Source organism: Candidatus Scalindua japonica (genome assembly GCF_002443295.1).
Lineage (GTDB): Bacteria > Planctomycetota > Brocadiia > Brocadiales > Scalinduaceae > Scalindua > Scalindua japonica.
In genome coordinates, this window is sequence record NZ_BAOS01000004.1 from 329,167 (window position 1) to 345,323 (window position 16,157).

Here is a 16,157-nt window from a genome sequence, read left to right on the forward strand (position 1 = left end):
TAAGGTCATTACTTCAGACCTTTTTCGTCACATAATAAATCCATGCGCTATCACTATCATCACCATTCTTGTCCAGCATATCACCGGAAGTATCATACATCTCAATAACCTCAAAACCCATATTTGAAAGTTGTTTTATCTGATTTGCCTTATCAATATAGTACGTCAACATGGCGTAGTTATGCGCAACATCATTAATAATAGCATATTCATCTTCAAATAGCTGACGCCCTTTATTTCTTAAACGATTACATGAGGACTTGAAATATTTTATAAACTCATCAACTTGTTTACATGGTGTCATAGAAAACTTTATTTTCGGTCGTGAAACTGCATATCGGTAATTCCTGTTATGCGAAGAGAACACAAATAGTCCGTTCTGCTTGAGCACCTTGCGTATCTCCTTTAAACCTTTAAGCCTGCCCTCATGATTAATTGAATCAAGACCATTGAAAGAGAACATTACATAATCAAATTCACCTTCTTTAAATTCACACATCTCCCTTACATCACCGTGGATAAAATGAACATCTTTAAATCTCCTCCTGCACGATTCCACCATCTCTGATGAGTAATCAAGTCCCACATAATCACGGCTCAGATTCTTTAAAATCGCAGTTGTCCTTCCACTGCCGCATCCAATATCAAGTACGTGCTTATCCACAATACATTCCCTGTATTTTACAATAATCATTACTTCAGGATTCTGTAGTTTCATATTCACATAGCTTGAAACTACGCTTTTGCTCTCATATTTTTTTTGATTCATTCTACTATTCGATTACGGTAATACAGGTGTTTGAAATCAAGAACTATACTGTGCCCTTCCGGAGCCAAATGTTCTTCATTTGGATAACACCAATCACCAGCCGCCCCCCTCTGATAACGCTCTCTTACGTGTATCGAAATATCAATAACACCAAAGGAAAAAGCAGAGCTGTCACCATCTGAAGCCGACTCTTGAGAACTATGGTTTTCATACACATTAATATTATACTAAGATTATATAAGAAAAAAGATTAACTTCATTGATTTTTTTACTTTGATAACTATAACATTTTCGGTTAAAAAGTGTATCTATGAAAAGCGATAAAGAGAAAAACATTTTTGCGTGGTATATGTACGACTGGGCTAATTCCGCATTTGCGACAACTGTTATCGCTGCCCTTTTGCCTCTATACTTTGCTACAGTTATTGTCCCCTCAGAAGGATGGACCTTCCGTTCCTTCAGCATTGAAATACATACTAATGCTACCACCCTTTGGGCTTTTCTCTCAGGCACCACTGCACTCATTGTATTCATAACAGCCCCTTTCCTGGGGGCTATTGCGGATATTTCAGAATCTAAGAAGAAGTTTTTAATGACTTTCTGCTTTGGTGGCAGCCTGTTTACTACACTTCTTTTTTTCAGCCGCAAAGGAGATGTGTGGATGACTATGGTTTTTTTCTTCCTGGCTAATACCTGTTTTATCAGCGCAAACATTTTCTATAATGCTTTTCTACCTCACATAGCATCCAGGGAGGAGATTGATCAGGTTTCCGGGAGAGGCTATGCTTATGGATACCTCGGAGGCGGGCTACAGTTCTTAATCTGCATAATTTTAATTCTTGCCCACAATAAAATCGGTATTGAAAAAACAATAGCGGTGAGAACAAGCCTCTTATTTTCAGGAATCTGGTGGGCAGGTTTTTCAATATTTGCACTTACCTGGTTGCGCGAACCTGTGGGTAACAAAATACATTCTCAACAACATGGGGAAGAGAAAAGGTCAATTACCTATTATATAAAACTCGGTATATCTCGAACATGGTATACTATTTCAAGTGCCAGAAGGCATCGTAACCTTACTGTTTTTCTGATAGCTTTCATGTTCTATAATGATGGTATACATACGGTAATCAGGATGGCAACTATTTATGGAAAGGATGAGCTGGCACTTAATAATCAAACCCTTATGGGTACCCTTTTACTGGTACAGTTTATCGGTATTGGAGGTGCGCTTTTATTCAGCAGAATTTCAAAAACTTTTGGTACCAAAAGAATATTAATTCTCGCCATGTTTCTCTGGCTGGGTATCCTGTGCTACGCATATATTATAACCAGCACACTTGACTTCTGGATATTGGGGATTGCAGTAGGCCTGGTATTGGGAGGCTCTCAAGCCCTGAGCAGGTCTTTTTATGGATCAATGATTCCAGCAAAGGAATCGGCTGAGTTTTTCGGTTTCTACTCTGTTTTTGAAAAATTTTCGGCTATATGGGGACCATTTGTCTTCGGTAGTATTCGCCAAATCACTGGTACATCTAGACTTGCCATACTATCACTGGTGGTTTTCTTTATTATTGGAATCGTACTCTTATACTTTGTGAAAGAGAATAGTAAACCACAGAATCATTGACGAATAATTAACATCACCCAGAGCTCCAGGACTACTGTTTTAAAGTAAAGTGCCCTTACCTTATGGAATTAATTTAACTGCTCTGTAAACTATAATTAATCAGCGACATCGATAATTAGAATTCTTCCTGACTTTCTGATTGATTCCAACCATTAACGCGATTTATAATACATAATCAATCAAACTACTGAATTGTATAAATCTATTTCTTTTCTTTATCACAGGAAAAAAACGTGACTGTAACAATTAAAAATATACCAGGTCAGTTACCAGCATTCTGGGACAGAGATGTTATTTTCTTTGCCAATATGCAATCTATTTTTTACGAAAATCGTGGTGGATTGGAAAGGCTCAATCGGCTGGTAACTGGTGTAGAAACATATGGAGGGCGTCTTATTCCGATTATTAATCTCGTATTTAAAGGAAATAATAACCTGCTTGTGTTGGAAAAACCTCCTGACCAATCCCTGATAAGCTATTTTGAAAAAGATCTTGGTTTACATCTTCCAGATATTACCGTATTATCACATTCTATTTACGACAATCTTCTCAACCAGTGTGATACATTGATCAATGATGAAACCAGCTCAACTCTGACAATGATCCATCAACATAATGCTAACTGGGTTGACGGATTTGTAAGCGATAATATATTAATAAATCTTGCAAAAGCGCTGAAAAAACCGACTATATGCAGTATGGAAGGAAGCAAAAGGGGAAATAATAAATTTCTCTTACATAATATTCTTCTAGAAAAGGGATTTCCTGTGTTTGATACAATCCCTGCATCATCACCCGATGAAATACCAACATGCATTGCCATGCTGCGTAATAGAGGATACAAAAAGGCAGCAGTTAAGGCTCAAATTGGAGCATCCGGCATCGGTATAACCAGCCTGTCAACTATTCCTGGTGAAGAAGTGTCTGTCCCGGAACACTTTTTTTTTGAAGGTCCCTGCATGGTACAGGGATGGATTGATGAAACCGTTAAAAATATACGTAAAATGGGTTCCCCCAGTATACAGATGTTTCTAGATGACAGTTCTCTTTCCCTTTATGATATTACTGAACAGATTCTTAATGCGGATAGTATCCATGAAGGTAATCTCTCACCTCCACCTTATTTCAGCAAAAAGGACCAGGTATACGAAGAACTGTTTCGACAGGCAGCGGCGGCTGGCTCCTGGCTTCATGAACAGGGATACAGGGGTACGGCAAGTGTTGACTTTCTTGTTGTCGAACATCGCGGTAATGTGGAAGTCAGAGTATGTGAAATAAATGCTCGAATCACAGGGGCTACGTATCCATCTGTGATAGCAAGACATTTTCTACCACATGATGCCTGGTTAATGAGAAATATACGTTTTGGCATTCCGTTGAGGGATACAAACTTGTTAAAGATACTGGAACAGGCAGGCTATCTTTTTCATCCTGACATGCATGAAGGTGTTCTACCTATTAACTTTAATCTTAACGAAGACGGTTGTGTTCAAAAAGGACAGTTTCTGTGCCTTGGAAAAAATCTCAATAGTTGTCTTCTCATGATAGAAAAGATAGAATCATTGCTCTCTTTTAGCTGGGATTATGATAGAGATTGAGTAATCCCATATTCTGACAATGTGCCTGATGGTTGAAGTGTTTAATGTGTCTAAAGTTAAATAAACACTTTCGAATGTTCTAAGACATTATAATTTTAATTATTCAGTTCAGGTAAAATATGACAAAATTTTCAACAGATTTAGAAAAAAGGCTTGTCGCTCTTACAAGAGACCTGGTCTTGATACCCAGCGATGAGACGAGACCGGATGATATCGAACGCTGCTTTGAGTTTATAATGAATCATTTAGAATCGCTTGATAATATCACTATTAAAAAGTATCGTCATTGTGATACCACCTCTTTAGTAGTTCTTCCAAAAAATGTGAACAGTCCTAAGGTCCTTCTCTGCACACACCTTGATGTTATAACTCATCCTGACCCTCATAGTTATCGCTCACATATATCTGATGGCAGGATAATCGGACCGGGATCAGGAGATATGAAAGGCCCTCTCGCAATCGTCCTTGAGGTCTTCATGAATTTACATATGAAATACGATCACCTTTCACTAGGCCTGGTAATTACATCTGATGAAGAGCGTGGAGGAGAAGCGGGAATGCGTTTTCTTTTTGATGAATTAGGAATCAGATGTGAAGTTGCTCTGGTGCCGGACGGTGGGTCTCTGAATGAAATAACTGTTGAAGAGAAAGGAATTCTTCATTTAAAAATACAGTGCCATGGACATGCTGCACACGCGGCCCGTCCATGGCTGGGAGACAATCCTCTTGAAAGACTCGTAAACTCTGTTTCACGCCTGAAGAATGAGTTTGACGTATTAAATAAAAATGATGACAACTGGAACCCTACCTGCACACTCACAACAATTAAAACACCAAATCAATCTGTTAACCGCGTACCTTCAGAGGCTGAAGGTACTCTTGATATACGCCTTCCAGCCCCTTATACGGTAAAAGACACCTTAGGCCATATACGAAGCTTATTAGGTGATAAAATTGATATACATACTATTGTAAGCGCTGAACCGACACGGTTCATACCTGATCCTCTCTACATTTCAATTGCTGAGGAGATAACAGGAAAACCTACTAATCAGAAAAGAGAAGATGGAGGAAGTGATGCGCGTTTTATTGGACGTTATAATATTCCGGTTATTATTTCCAGACCGATTGTCGGAGAACTACATTCTCTTGATGAGTGGATAGATATAAGATCAATGCAGACGTTTTATCAAATATATGAACTTTATCTGAAACGTAAACTACTTTCAAAGGACTGAGGGATTTAGTAAAAGAAGTATCGAGTAGTTAGTGAACATTAGAGAGAAAACTATAGAGAGAGTTCATTCAGCAGTAAGAAGACAAAAAAATGTAGTATTTAACTTCTACTGCTGACCGTTTTATCTATATAAATAAATCCCCCAATCACTTAAACATATTTTACGTCAATCCCTTATGAGCAAGCCACCTTTCTGCCTCCAGTGCAGCCATACAACCTGTTCCGGCAGCAGTAATTGCCTGTTTATAATAAGGGTCCATAACATCACCGGCAGCAAACACCCCAACCACACTCGTTGCCGTCCTCCATGACTGGCGAGTACCAATAAACCCCTCCTCATCTAACTCTATACTGCCACCTAGAAATGAAGTATTCGGGGTATGACCAATTGCGATAAACAATCCGCCACACTCCAGATCCGACTCCTCTTTACTGATTGTATCTTGTATTCGTATACCAGTTATAACCTTGTCGCCGAGAACATCTGTAATTACAGTATTCCATTTGAACTCTATCTTTGGTTCGGATTTAGCACGTTCCTGCATTATGGGACTTGCCCTGAGTTCAGCTCGACGATGGACAATGACAACCTTACTGGCAAACTTAGTTAAATATATAGCCTCTTCAACTGCAGAATCTCCCCCACCCACGACTACCAGCACTTTGTCCCTGTATGCGGGAAGCGCACCATCACAGACCGCACACGCACTCACCCCACCACCTGAATGTGCAAGTCGTTGTTCATTCGGCAGATTCAGCCAGTTCGCCATAGCGCCTGTTGCTATAATAACACTTAATGATTCTATCTCATTGCCTTCAGAACTCTTCAACTTAAATGGATGTGAGCTGAAATCAACGGAAGTAATATCTTCTGTAAATATTTGCGTCTCAAACCTCAACGATTGTTGTCGAAAAAGGTCCATCATTTCTGTTCCGCGAACTCCTGAAGGAAATCCCGGATAGTTTTCAACCTCTGTAGTGTACATAAGCTGGCCACCCGGCACCATTATGTTTGAAGGTTCACCCTCATAAACAACCGGTTTCAGGTTGGCTCTTGCCGCGTAGATGGCTGCCGTCCACCCTGCCGGACCTGAACCTATGATTACAATCTTTTCTGCCATATTCTGTCTCCATTCTTAAAAAAAAAGGTATTACCACACACCTGTCCAGACAAATACCAGTTAATCAATCTGTGCTAGACAGCCTGTAAGTAAATAGGAATTTATCAAGGCAACCCACACCATACTGGTGGAAAAGCAATTTAAAACAAAAGATCAAATTCTATCATGCAATCCTTTTAAATGCAAATACAGATAACATAATATTATTGTGAAAAGCAGGATTATTATTATAATTTTATTCATTATGTAACTGATTTATAAGTAGAAACTCCGTATAGGTTTTGCTATATTTAAAGCCGATATTTTTACCTCAAATCTTTTTTCACTTTCTTAATATTATTTGTCATATATTTATATTATTCAAAATATCGCTGTTTGCGCAAAAGCTGATACGTATTTTGTAACTTTCAAGAGTAACTCAGAAAATGTCTGTAAACCATTTGCGTTTAAAAAATAATTCCAGAATTGTCATCATCGGTGGTGGCCCCGCAGGAAGTTTTTTTGCGAAGGACGCAATACAACAGGCAAAAAACCATAATATAAATATTCAAATAACAATCTTCAATAGCAAGAATTTCAGTCAGAGGGGACCCAGTGGATGCAATATGAGTGCCGCAGTTATTGCAGCTTCTTTACATGCAAAACTAACAAGAGACGGTATCGTTTTGCCTGATAGTATTGTTCGACAGAAAATTAGAGGATACTACTTTCATACTGAAGAATATGGTATAGAGTTATACAAACCGGACCAGAAAAATAAAAGCAGTATTATGGCAGTATATCGAGGTAATGGACCTCTTTACAGTAGTCACACTGAAAACCATAGTTTTGATGATTTCCTGCTAAGTCACGTAATTAATCAGGGAGTACGCGTAATCTCAGAACCGGTTCAGGATTTATATCTACCATCAAATCCAGATGCGATACCAACCGTAATCTACGGAAAAGGTGGTCAGCATGAAAAAATGGAAGCAGATCTTGTAGTAGGCGCATTTGGCATAAACTCTAATATAATTAACAAAATAGAAAGATTGAATTTCGGTTATGTACCACCAAAAACTATCAGGACTTGTCAAATGGAAATACCATTAGACCCTGTATTTATAAAGAACGCTTTCAAAGATAATATCCAGGTATTCGCGCTTGGAATTGGTCCCTTCAGATTTGCATCAATGGTACCAAAAGGCAACTATGTTACTGTAAGCCTGGTAGGTTCAAGAGACTTGACAAGCAATGACCTTCTTGATTTCATAAACCATCCGATTGTTCGCAAGAATTTACCCCACGATTGGGAAATGCCAGAAAAATTCTGTATGTGTTTACCTAAAATTGTACTTTCACATGCAATAAATCCATTTACGGACAGGTTTGTTCTCGTGGGTGATGCCAGTATATCCAGAGTCTTCAAAAATGGGCTGGAATCAGCTTACATAACTTCTCAGTTGGCTGTACGAGCAGCATTTGAAAGTGGTATATCAAGTGATGACTTTGCCATGCAATATTATAAACCTGCCAGAAAAATGCTTGCTATGGACAATAGACTTGGATCTGTAATTCTTGCAATCAGCGATTTTATTACCAGACAAAACTGGCTGGTGAAAGCACGTCTATCTTACGTTCAAGACAAAAGGGGTTCATGGATTGCAAACCATCTTAACACGCTTCTCTGGAATATGGTCACAGGAGATGCCCCTTATAATAAAATATTGATCCAGGCTCTACACCCCATATTTCAGATTAAATTAATACCTGTTACGGCAAAAGCATTCTTCACCGCTTTAATTACAAATATTATTAAACGTTTAATTAAATGATTCAACATGATCAATATATAGCTGTGTAATGATATGACAAAAAGACACATAATGATTATTGAAGACGATATTGTAACTGCAAAATCTTTACAGATAAGTCTGAAAAAGCTTGGATACTATGTAACTGCAATAGTAACTTCCGGTGAACGGGCAATTAAAAAAATAGAAGAGGAAGGAGATCCTGATTTAGTTCTTATGGACATTTCGCTACAAGGCAAAATGGATGGAATTGAAACAGCCAGTATAATAAATAACAGATTTAATATTCCTGTGATTTATCTCACCTCTCATACCGACAAATCAGTTTTTGAAAAAGCAAAGTCAACGAATCCGTATGGATATTTAACAAAACCAGTTAAAAAAGACGAACTTCAGAAAGTTGTTGAGCTCGGTTTATACAGGCATAGTTCTGATGAAAACAGAAGAATGCTTGTTTCTGAACTACAGAAAGAGATAGTTGAGCGAAATCTGATTGAGAATGAATTGGAAAAACGTGTCCTGCAGCAGGATGTAATTGCTAATCTTAGCCACAAAGCCTTGATGAATATGAACCCTGCAGAATTTATGTTTGAAATTGTGAAGAACATTGCAGAAACACTCGGAAACGAATACTGCCATGTCCTCCAACTTCTTCCTGACGGAAAATGCATGCTGCTTCTTGCCGGAATTGGCTGGGAAGATGGCCTGGTAGGACATGCCATAGTAGATACCGAACGGGATTCACAGGCAGGCTATATATTGAATTCAAACAAACCGGTAATTGTTCATGACTTAAAAACTGAAACACGTTTTTCAGGTTCACCGCTCTTGCAAAAACATAAAGTAGCAAGCGGCATGAGTGTTGTTATTCGCGGCCAGGAAGCCCCCTGGGGAGTACTGGGTACCTATTCAACACAACATAAGTCCTTCAGCAAGGATGATGTGAACTTTCTCCATTCCGTATCAAATCTTCTGACAAATTCTATTATTCATAAGAACGCAGAAGACAAACTTAAAGATTCTGAAGTAAAATATCGCAAACTGATTGAAACAGCACAAGACGCTATTATTTGTAATGAAAACGGATTAATAACAATATGGAACAAATCGGCCGAGAGAATATTTGGATATTCAAAGAGTGATATTGTTGGAAAACCTGTAACAATAATAATTCCTGAGAAATATAGAGAGAAACACCTGAAAGGCGTGAAACGGCTTCTGAAATCTGGCAAAACCAGTATTATGGACGAAATTGTAGAATTTTCTGGAATAACAAAAGATGGAAATGAATTTCCAATAGAAATGTCATTATCTCATCAGAGAACAAAAGATGGACATTATATATTTACAGCAATTATCAGAGATATTACAAATCAGAAAAAAGTAAATGAGCAACTGATTGAAAAATCTAAAGAAATAGAGAAAATAAATAATGAGTTAAAAGATTTTGTTTACTCTGTTTCACACGATTTAAAGGAACCGTTATTTTCAATCAGCGGTTATATATCACGCTTATACGAAACTTACAAGGATATATACGATGAGAAAGGCACAATATTCTCAAACAGAATAAATGCAAACATAGAAATCATGTCAAACAGAATTCAGGAAATTCTTGAAGTAGCGAAAATTGGAATGATAACTTATGATTTTAAAAACAATGCCAGTGAAAATATTGTTAAGAATGTAGTGACATCATTAACAGGTCAGATAGAGTCTAATAATATAAAGATAATCATTAACCATAGTCTTCCAATTATCTGGTGTGATGAAAAAAGAATCAGAGATGTATTTTACAATTTAGTCACCAATGCAATTAAATTTATGGGTGAAGACAAACAGAGACTAATTACAATCGGTTGCGATAGAGATGAAAATTATTACCATTTTTTTATTGAAGACACTGGCATCGGCATCCAAAAAGAATATCAGAAAAATGTCTTCAGAATTTTCAGCAGACTAAAGAAAATAGAGGCAGAAGGAACCGGAGTTGGATTAGTAATCGTCAAAAAGATTATTGAGTTACACAAGGGTAAAATATGGATAGAAAGCCCAATCGCCAGAGGGAAAGGAACACGATTCTGTTTTACAATACCAATCAGCTGAACGAAATGAATATATCAGAGGTTGTTAAATCTACCAGGCAAAGCATAACAGAAAAAAAGCATTGAGAAGCACTACAAGCTCTATAAGGGTGGGCATGCACCCACCCTCAAGAACATTGATTTATCATGTTTGAAGCTACAACTATCGAGGAGAAAAATTATTTTGTATTAATGATTAATTCAATTATCATACGGATTGACATCATTAATATCAAAGTTCTTCATATTGCCTCTCTTTTCTTCATCTAAATCAATACCCGCATACTCAAGAGAGTCAAATCTATAACTTTCCCTGTCAACCTCACTGCCTTCATACCGTTCTTCATCCTCTTTGCATTTAATACAAAGATTGACAAATGGTATGGCCATTAAACGTTCTTTGTTTATACTTTTACCACAGTTTTCGCAATCACCGTACTTACCTTTCTCAATCTTTTTTAATGCTTTATCTATTTGCTCGATTTCTTTTGCCTCACCTTGCGCAATAGACATGATAATTTCATCTTCTATCAGGTTAGATGCTATATCTGCGGTATCAGAAAGCCTGTCAGTGCTTGAATTTTTAAACTTCGTTAACCTCAGCTTAACCTCACGTAAGAGATAATCCCTTCGATCTTTAAGTCGGCTTGTTAATTGATTTATAAATTTTTTACTCATTTTAGAATTTCCTAATAAACGTTTTAAAAATATAATATTGTTGTTAACAGACATACGCAAACAACATACCGTTACTTTTGAATTTGTGGTGATTATACTAAAAACCAAGTTGATTGCAAATCAAAATTAGCAATAAATATACCAACTTGATATATTAACCAATATAATTGACTAAATGTTCCTTCTGATCTCTCACAATACTATGAATAATTACAGAATTCCTTATCTTTGTGTGTGTGTATATAGTGTATATTCACCCGGTTTATATGAAATTTAAATAAATTTATTAATAATTTTTAACTCATTACTGAGTAATTTACATGCACAAAGGCTATAAAACGAAATTATTTCGTTAAAATTTTGCGTTTATGTCGTGAGGATTGATCCTTTATAACTCTTTTTTTCATTCTGATATGGTCTTTTTTGGTATAATGCTGTCCTTATATCTCTACAACCATTGATTCAATTAAATGAGTGGGTTTTTCATTTTTTAAGCACAAAATAGACATTTAGTAAAATTTTTTTCACATAATATCTCTATAGAGTATGAGCAGCCTAATAGCTATAATTGATGACGAACCTGACATTGTAGAGCTTGTGACTATACATCTAAAGAAAGCAATGTTCAGAGTAAGGGGGTTTTCTGACGCAGAAGGTCTATATAGATTTCTTGGTCTGTCAGAAGGGTATCGCCAGGAAAGTGAAGCAATACCGAATCTTATCATTCTGGATTTAATGTTACCGGATGCGGATGGTATTGATATATGTAAAAATCTGAAAAAACGAGACAAGTTTTCTTCGATACCAATCATTATGCTTACTGCAAAAGGAGAAGAGACAGATAAAATTCTAGGATTAGAATTTGGTGCAGATGACTATGTAACCAAGCCATTTTCACCAAGAGAGTTAGTTGCCAGAGTAAAGGCCGTATTAAGAAGGCGTCAAACTATTGATAAATCCGGAAAATTAAATATCGGTGGTATATTAATAATAGACACAGAAAAACATGAAATTGTTGTAGAAGGACAAAAAATTGAATTAACCTCTACAGAATTCAGAATATTAGCACTCTTTTGCACAAACGAGAGCAAAGTATTTTCGAGATATGATATTCTTGACTATCTATGGGGAGATGAAAAGATAGTTTTAGACAGAACAATTGACGTGCATATTAAAAATTTAAGAGATAAACTTGGCAAGGCAGGTTCGTTAATAAAGAATATCAGAGGTATTGGATACAAACTGGAAACTCATCACATCGAACCTGCCTGAGGCATGACATGAAAAATTCAATTTTTCTGAAAATATTTAGTGGGTATCTGCTTATCGTCATTGTAATCCTTGCTATAACATTCCCATTCTCCTTCAGAGCAATAAGGCACCACCACATAGACACATTGACCGACAGTCTTAAAAATCTCTGTGTTACATTAAATTTCAAAATATCTTCTCTCTTAGAAGACAACAGACTAGAGGATTTGGACTCTTTTATAAAAGATCTGGGCAAAGAGATAGAGACCAGGATCACGGTCATAAACCCTGAAGGTGCCGTCTTAGCTGATTCTGAAAAAAAACCGTCTTTAATGGAAAACCACAGGAAAAGGTTCGAGATAATAGAGGCTATCAAATACGGCTTTGGAACATCATTAAGATACAGCGCGTCAGTAAAAGAAGAGATGTTATATGTTGCCGTACCAATTGAAAACAATGGTGTTACCTACGGCATCTTAAGGGCAAGTCTGTTTTTAAAAGAAATCAACAGCCTTCTCAACAATTTAAAGATGAACATTATTAAAGTTGCTGCAATTATTGTCATAATTTTATTAATAGGTGCGTTCCTTTTTTCCCGTAACCTTTCAAAACCTCTTAATGAATTAGGCCACGCTTCCCGCAAAGTGGCACAAGGAGACTTCAGTATAAAAGTACTCCTTAAAGGAAGAAACGAGATAAAAGAGCTGGCTGATAGTTTTAATTATATGACTGATCAGATTAATACTCTATTTTCACAACTCTCCAACCAGAAAGAAGAGCTAAACAGTATTATCTCATCTATCAATGAGGGACTTTGTGTAATAGATAAAGAAGGAGTCATATCAATAAGCAATAAAAGTTTTAACAATATCGTTCAAAATGACTCGGTGAAGGGAAAAACATACTGGGAAGTATTAAGAATTACCAGATTTGATGAATTGATACAAGCAGTACAAAGAGAAAAAAACAGCATTGTGAATGAGATAGAACTAAATAACAGGACATTTTTATGCAGCGCAACTTACTGTGCTAATAAAGAAGAGATAGTGGTAACTCTTCATGATATTACCAAGATCAAGAATCTCGAAAAAACAAAGAAGGATTTCGTTACTAATGTTTCCCATGAGTTACGTACTCCGCTTACTGCAATAAAAGGATTTGTAGAAACACTGCATGACACAAACGACAATGAAGAAGACCAACATTACCTTAATATCATTAAGAGGCATACAGACAGAGTCATAAGGATTGTTAATGACCTGTTGTTACTCTCAAAACTGGAAGGTAAATCAGATAGCCTGGAACTTGACAAAGTAAATCTAAATAACTTAATAGAGAATATTTTAAAAATATTTGAACAGAACCTGAAAGAAAAAAACCTGGTTCTGAAGTTTAATCCTGACAGTAGTCTGCCCGTTATCAAGGCCGATCCTTTTAAACTGGAACAGGTGTTTATTAACCTGATTGATAATGCTATTAAATATACTGAAAGAGGAGAAGTTGTTATATCATTAAGCCACAAAAAAGGAATGGTAACAATAGAAATCCAGGATACAGGAATCTGTATTCCGAAGGAACATCTCTCGCGAATTTTTGAAAGGTTTTATGTGGTAGATACATCAAGGTCCCGAAAACTGGGTGGCACCGGTTTAGGATTGTCAATAGTAAAACACATTGTACACTTACATAATGGAAGAATAGATGTTAAGAACATCCCCGGAACAGGAACAAACTTTATTGTTACCCTGCCAGTATAATGAAAAAATTTGATCTACCATATAATCGATGGTATCACCACTCTGGATGAATATTATGATTATATAGAAGGTTTAGTCAAATGGACGCCGAAGGAGACACAAGATGATCCTCGCCTTGTCTATGATCATCTTGTTGCATTCTACTTCTTTATGCAACAACCGTCATTAAGTAAACACCAGTCCCCTATCACTCCCGGATCTCCGGAGACCCTGACCCCCTTATCCAAGTGGATAGTAAAGTGCGTCAAAACCTGGGGGAGCTTACCTCGATACAACGGAATCGGCAAAAGAGATTAACTCCTTTAAGAACGATCCCTGGTTGAACATGGGCGAATATATCCAGACAATTTCAAAGGTGGAATATTCATGCACAGCTTCCTTAACTCTACAGACTACCATCGCTGGAACAGTCCCGTACAGGGTAAGTCTTAGAATAAAAAAAAATAGAGGGCCTGACCTATCTGGCTATAAAGGTAGATACGATTATAGGTACGGATGGCAAGGAGCGAAACCATTTGTCTGCCCTTGAACGGCACGGGGATATCAGTTTTTCCAGACACGCGGCCTTATAGTGATCGACTCGCCTTTTTAACTGCTTGCCTGCTTGCCTATGAGCATGGCCCAGGTCTCTTCGGTCACGATAACTGCGGAAAAGGGTGTAACACCTTAACACCTTAGAAAAGGCGAAGAACTCGGATAAGTATAAAAATGCAAGGATGGGACTGCTTTTAATTGGCGAACTAAGCTTCTTTTTTTATCAAGTAGAAATCATTGCATTGTCCGTACCGGACGTATACAGAAAAATTCATCAAACTTATTCCAGAATACGCTTCCAAAGCAGAAGCTGATAATCCATGCAGCATCTGGACCGTAACTGTCGCCTGTCCAGATCAATGTTTGTTTTTTATCAAACAGAGAATCTACATACATAGCGCCAAACTTTTTTTCAGGTTCTAAAAGCGATGCGGCTTCCTCCGCGGTTGGCAAACGCCAGTCACTAAACCCCGCATAACCTTTGAGATTCAAATTATCAACCCACTCTGAAATTTTCTCCCTGTCTTTAAATCGTTCTGATCCGTTCTGATGCCACATCAATCCTGTTGTGTGATCAATAACAATCTTGTCGTAAACTATACTCATTGCCTCATACTGATGGCGAATTGTACTGTGACCGTAAACCCCCCACTCCTGATCTTCACGTATTTCAATATATGGCATTGATTGTATCTGGGTGACAGATAAATCCTTATATGATGATCGCAGTCTCTTTCTGGAGACCCTTTCCTTCCACGAGATTTCCTTAAGACGTGCCAACTCATTCTCATTCAGAAAAACAACCAGTTCACCAGCTTTCTGTACTCCTTTGTCATTTAACATTCCGAAGCCTGGTGCCTGATCACTATTTTTCTCCACTCCTGATTTTACAACCTTAAACAATTCAGATGAAATGAGAAATGGGTTCTTATTTTCTTCCAGACCCTTTATCAAAAAGTGCGTAAAGATACTATTCTCACTCATTACATCACCCGCCACTGGTTTAATCCCTCCTGAAGTTATGACCTGACGCGACCTCAGTTTATAAGCCTGCTTAATTACCTCATCTGTGGCTCTTGGCAACTCTCCCTTATAGCGTCTAAAGTAATCACCGGAAAAGCATGAGTCAACAATAAGCAGGACATGTTTTGCCTGAATAGCGCCAATCTTCAGATAATTAAAAACTTCCCTGTTCGAGACCCATGAAGAACTCTCCTCCATACTACCTTCTACTGGTATCCAACCCCCCTCTCGCTTAGATGAGTCCAGACCACCATGTCCGGAATAAAAAATGATAACTGAGTCCTCAGGACCAACCCTTCTCGTCAGATACCTCAGCTTACCGAGTATGTTCCTTCTGGTGGCATCTCCATTATAAAGCTCAATAACATGGTAATCGTCAAAGTAATATCGTTTCAATAAAATGCCTTTTACTGCTTTTGCATTGTTAACTGAAGTGTTCAGGTATGGCAGGTTAGTATAAGAGTCGATTCCGATTACGAAAAGCCATTGGTTACCCTGGATTTCATTGCCGGTTGGAGAAACCAGCACCTTCCCCCTGCCATGTTCTTCTGCAACACTGTGAGTGGAAAATACTAAAAAAACTAAAAAAATGATTATGGTGTATATATTTTGTGATTTTCTCATTTTAAAAAAAAGGCTGTATAAAGTTTTCAAAATACCTTATACAGCCCTGTTACTATTC

General features: G+C 37.4%; 14 protein-coding genes. 9 read left to right on the plus strand and 5 right to left on the minus strand.

Translation table 11 applies throughout. From position 1 onward, the window contains the following. Window positions 1-13: 13 nt before the first annotated feature. Both SCALIN_RS03740 and SCALIN_RS03745 read right to left on the minus strand, forming a co-directional pair. The gene (locus SCALIN_RS03740; RefSeq protein WP_096892914.1) at window positions 14-769 is read right to left on the minus strand and encodes a class I SAM-dependent methyltransferase; all 756 of its coding nucleotides are present in this window, start codon (window positions 767-769) and stop codon (window positions 14-16) included. Further along, the gene (locus SCALIN_RS03745; RefSeq protein ID WP_096892915.1) at window positions 766-984 is read right to left on the minus strand and encodes a hypothetical protein; all 219 of its coding nucleotides are present in this window, start codon (window positions 982-984) and stop codon (window positions 766-768) included. The genes SCALIN_RS03740 and SCALIN_RS03745 overlap by 4 nt, the downstream gene beginning before the upstream one ends. Before the next feature lie 95 nt (window positions 985-1,079). On the opposite strand from SCALIN_RS03745, the gene SCALIN_RS03750 reads away from it, so the two are divergent. The 3 genes from SCALIN_RS03750 (at window position 1,080) to SCALIN_RS03760 (ending at window position 5,235) form a co-directional block, all read left to right on the plus strand. Next, on the plus strand, window positions 1,080-2,399 hold the full coding sequence (locus SCALIN_RS03750; protein ID WP_096892916.1) for an MFS transporter: 1,320 nt from the start codon (window positions 1,080-1,082) through the stop codon (window positions 2,397-2,399). A 233-nt stretch (window positions 2,400-2,632) separates the two neighbouring features. Further along, window positions 2,633-3,997, plus strand: a complete 1,365-nt coding sequence (locus tag SCALIN_RS03755) for an ATP-grasp domain-containing protein (protein ID WP_096892917.1) — start codon at window positions 2,633-2,635, stop codon at window positions 3,995-3,997. A 119-nt stretch (window positions 3,998-4,116) separates the two neighbouring features. Then, window positions 4,117-5,235, plus strand: a complete 1,119-nt coding sequence (locus SCALIN_RS03760) for a M20 family metallopeptidase (protein WP_096892918.1) — start codon at window positions 4,117-4,119, stop codon at window positions 5,233-5,235. 160 nt (window positions 5,236-5,395) lie between these two features. On the opposite strand, the gene trxB is transcribed toward SCALIN_RS03760, so the two are convergent. Beyond that, window positions 5,396-6,355, minus strand: a complete 960-nt coding sequence (trxB, locus tag SCALIN_RS03765) for a thioredoxin-disulfide reductase (RefSeq protein ID WP_096892919.1) — start codon at window positions 6,353-6,355, stop codon at window positions 5,396-5,398. 425 nt (window positions 6,356-6,780) lie between these two features. On the opposite strand from trxB, the gene SCALIN_RS03770 reads away from it, so the two are divergent. Continuing rightward, window positions 6,781-8,169: an NAD(P)/FAD-dependent oxidoreductase gene (locus SCALIN_RS03770; protein WP_096892920.1), complete on the plus strand. Its 1,389-nt coding sequence runs from the start codon at window positions 6,781-6,783 to the stop codon at window positions 8,167-8,169. Window positions 8,170-8,202: 33 nt separating this feature from the next. Further along, a complete protein-coding gene (locus SCALIN_RS03775; protein ID WP_096892921.1) occupies window positions 8,203-10,254 on the plus strand; it encodes a PAS domain S-box protein in 2,052 nt (683 codons plus the stop codon). 179 nt (window positions 10,255-10,433) lie between these two features. Here SCALIN_RS03775 and SCALIN_RS03780 read toward each other — a convergent pair whose 3' ends face one another. After that, window positions 10,434-10,910, minus strand: a complete 477-nt coding sequence (locus SCALIN_RS03780; protein ID WP_162532136.1) for a TraR/DksA family transcriptional regulator — start codon at window positions 10,908-10,910, stop codon at window positions 10,434-10,436. 546 nt (window positions 10,911-11,456) lie between these two features. On the opposite strand from SCALIN_RS03780, the gene SCALIN_RS03785 reads away from it, so the two are divergent. The 4 genes from SCALIN_RS03785 to SCALIN_RS23775 are packed head-to-tail and all read left to right on the plus strand — an operon-like array spanning window position 11,457 to window position 14,350. Next, on the plus strand, window positions 11,457-12,182 hold the full coding sequence (locus SCALIN_RS03785) for a response regulator (protein ID WP_096892923.1): 726 nt from the start codon (window positions 11,457-11,459) through the stop codon (window positions 12,180-12,182). A gap of 8 nt (window positions 12,183-12,190) precedes the next feature. Continuing rightward, window positions 12,191-13,918 (plus strand): sensor histidine kinase, encoded by a 1,728-nt coding sequence (locus tag SCALIN_RS03790; protein WP_096892924.1) that lies wholly within the window; start codon window positions 12,191-12,193, stop codon window positions 13,916-13,918. A 9-nt stretch (window positions 13,919-13,927) separates the two neighbouring features. After that, window positions 13,928-14,215, plus strand: coding sequence for a hypothetical protein (locus SCALIN_RS03795; RefSeq protein ID WP_096892925.1), 288 nt, complete (start codon window positions 13,928-13,930; stop codon window positions 14,213-14,215). A gap of 36 nt (window positions 14,216-14,251) precedes the next feature. Next, a complete protein-coding gene (locus tag SCALIN_RS23775) occupies window positions 14,252-14,350 on the plus strand; it encodes a phosphatidylserine decarboxylase (protein ID WP_420885418.1) in 99 nt (32 codons plus the stop codon). Window positions 14,351-14,686: 336 nt separating this feature from the next. On the opposite strand, the gene SCALIN_RS03805 is transcribed toward SCALIN_RS23775, so the two are convergent. Beyond that, window positions 14,687-16,099, minus strand: a complete 1,413-nt coding sequence (locus SCALIN_RS03805; RefSeq protein ID WP_096892926.1) for an Lcl domain-containing protein — start codon at window positions 16,097-16,099, stop codon at window positions 14,687-14,689. Between the last annotated feature and the right edge of the window lie 58 nt (window positions 16,100-16,157).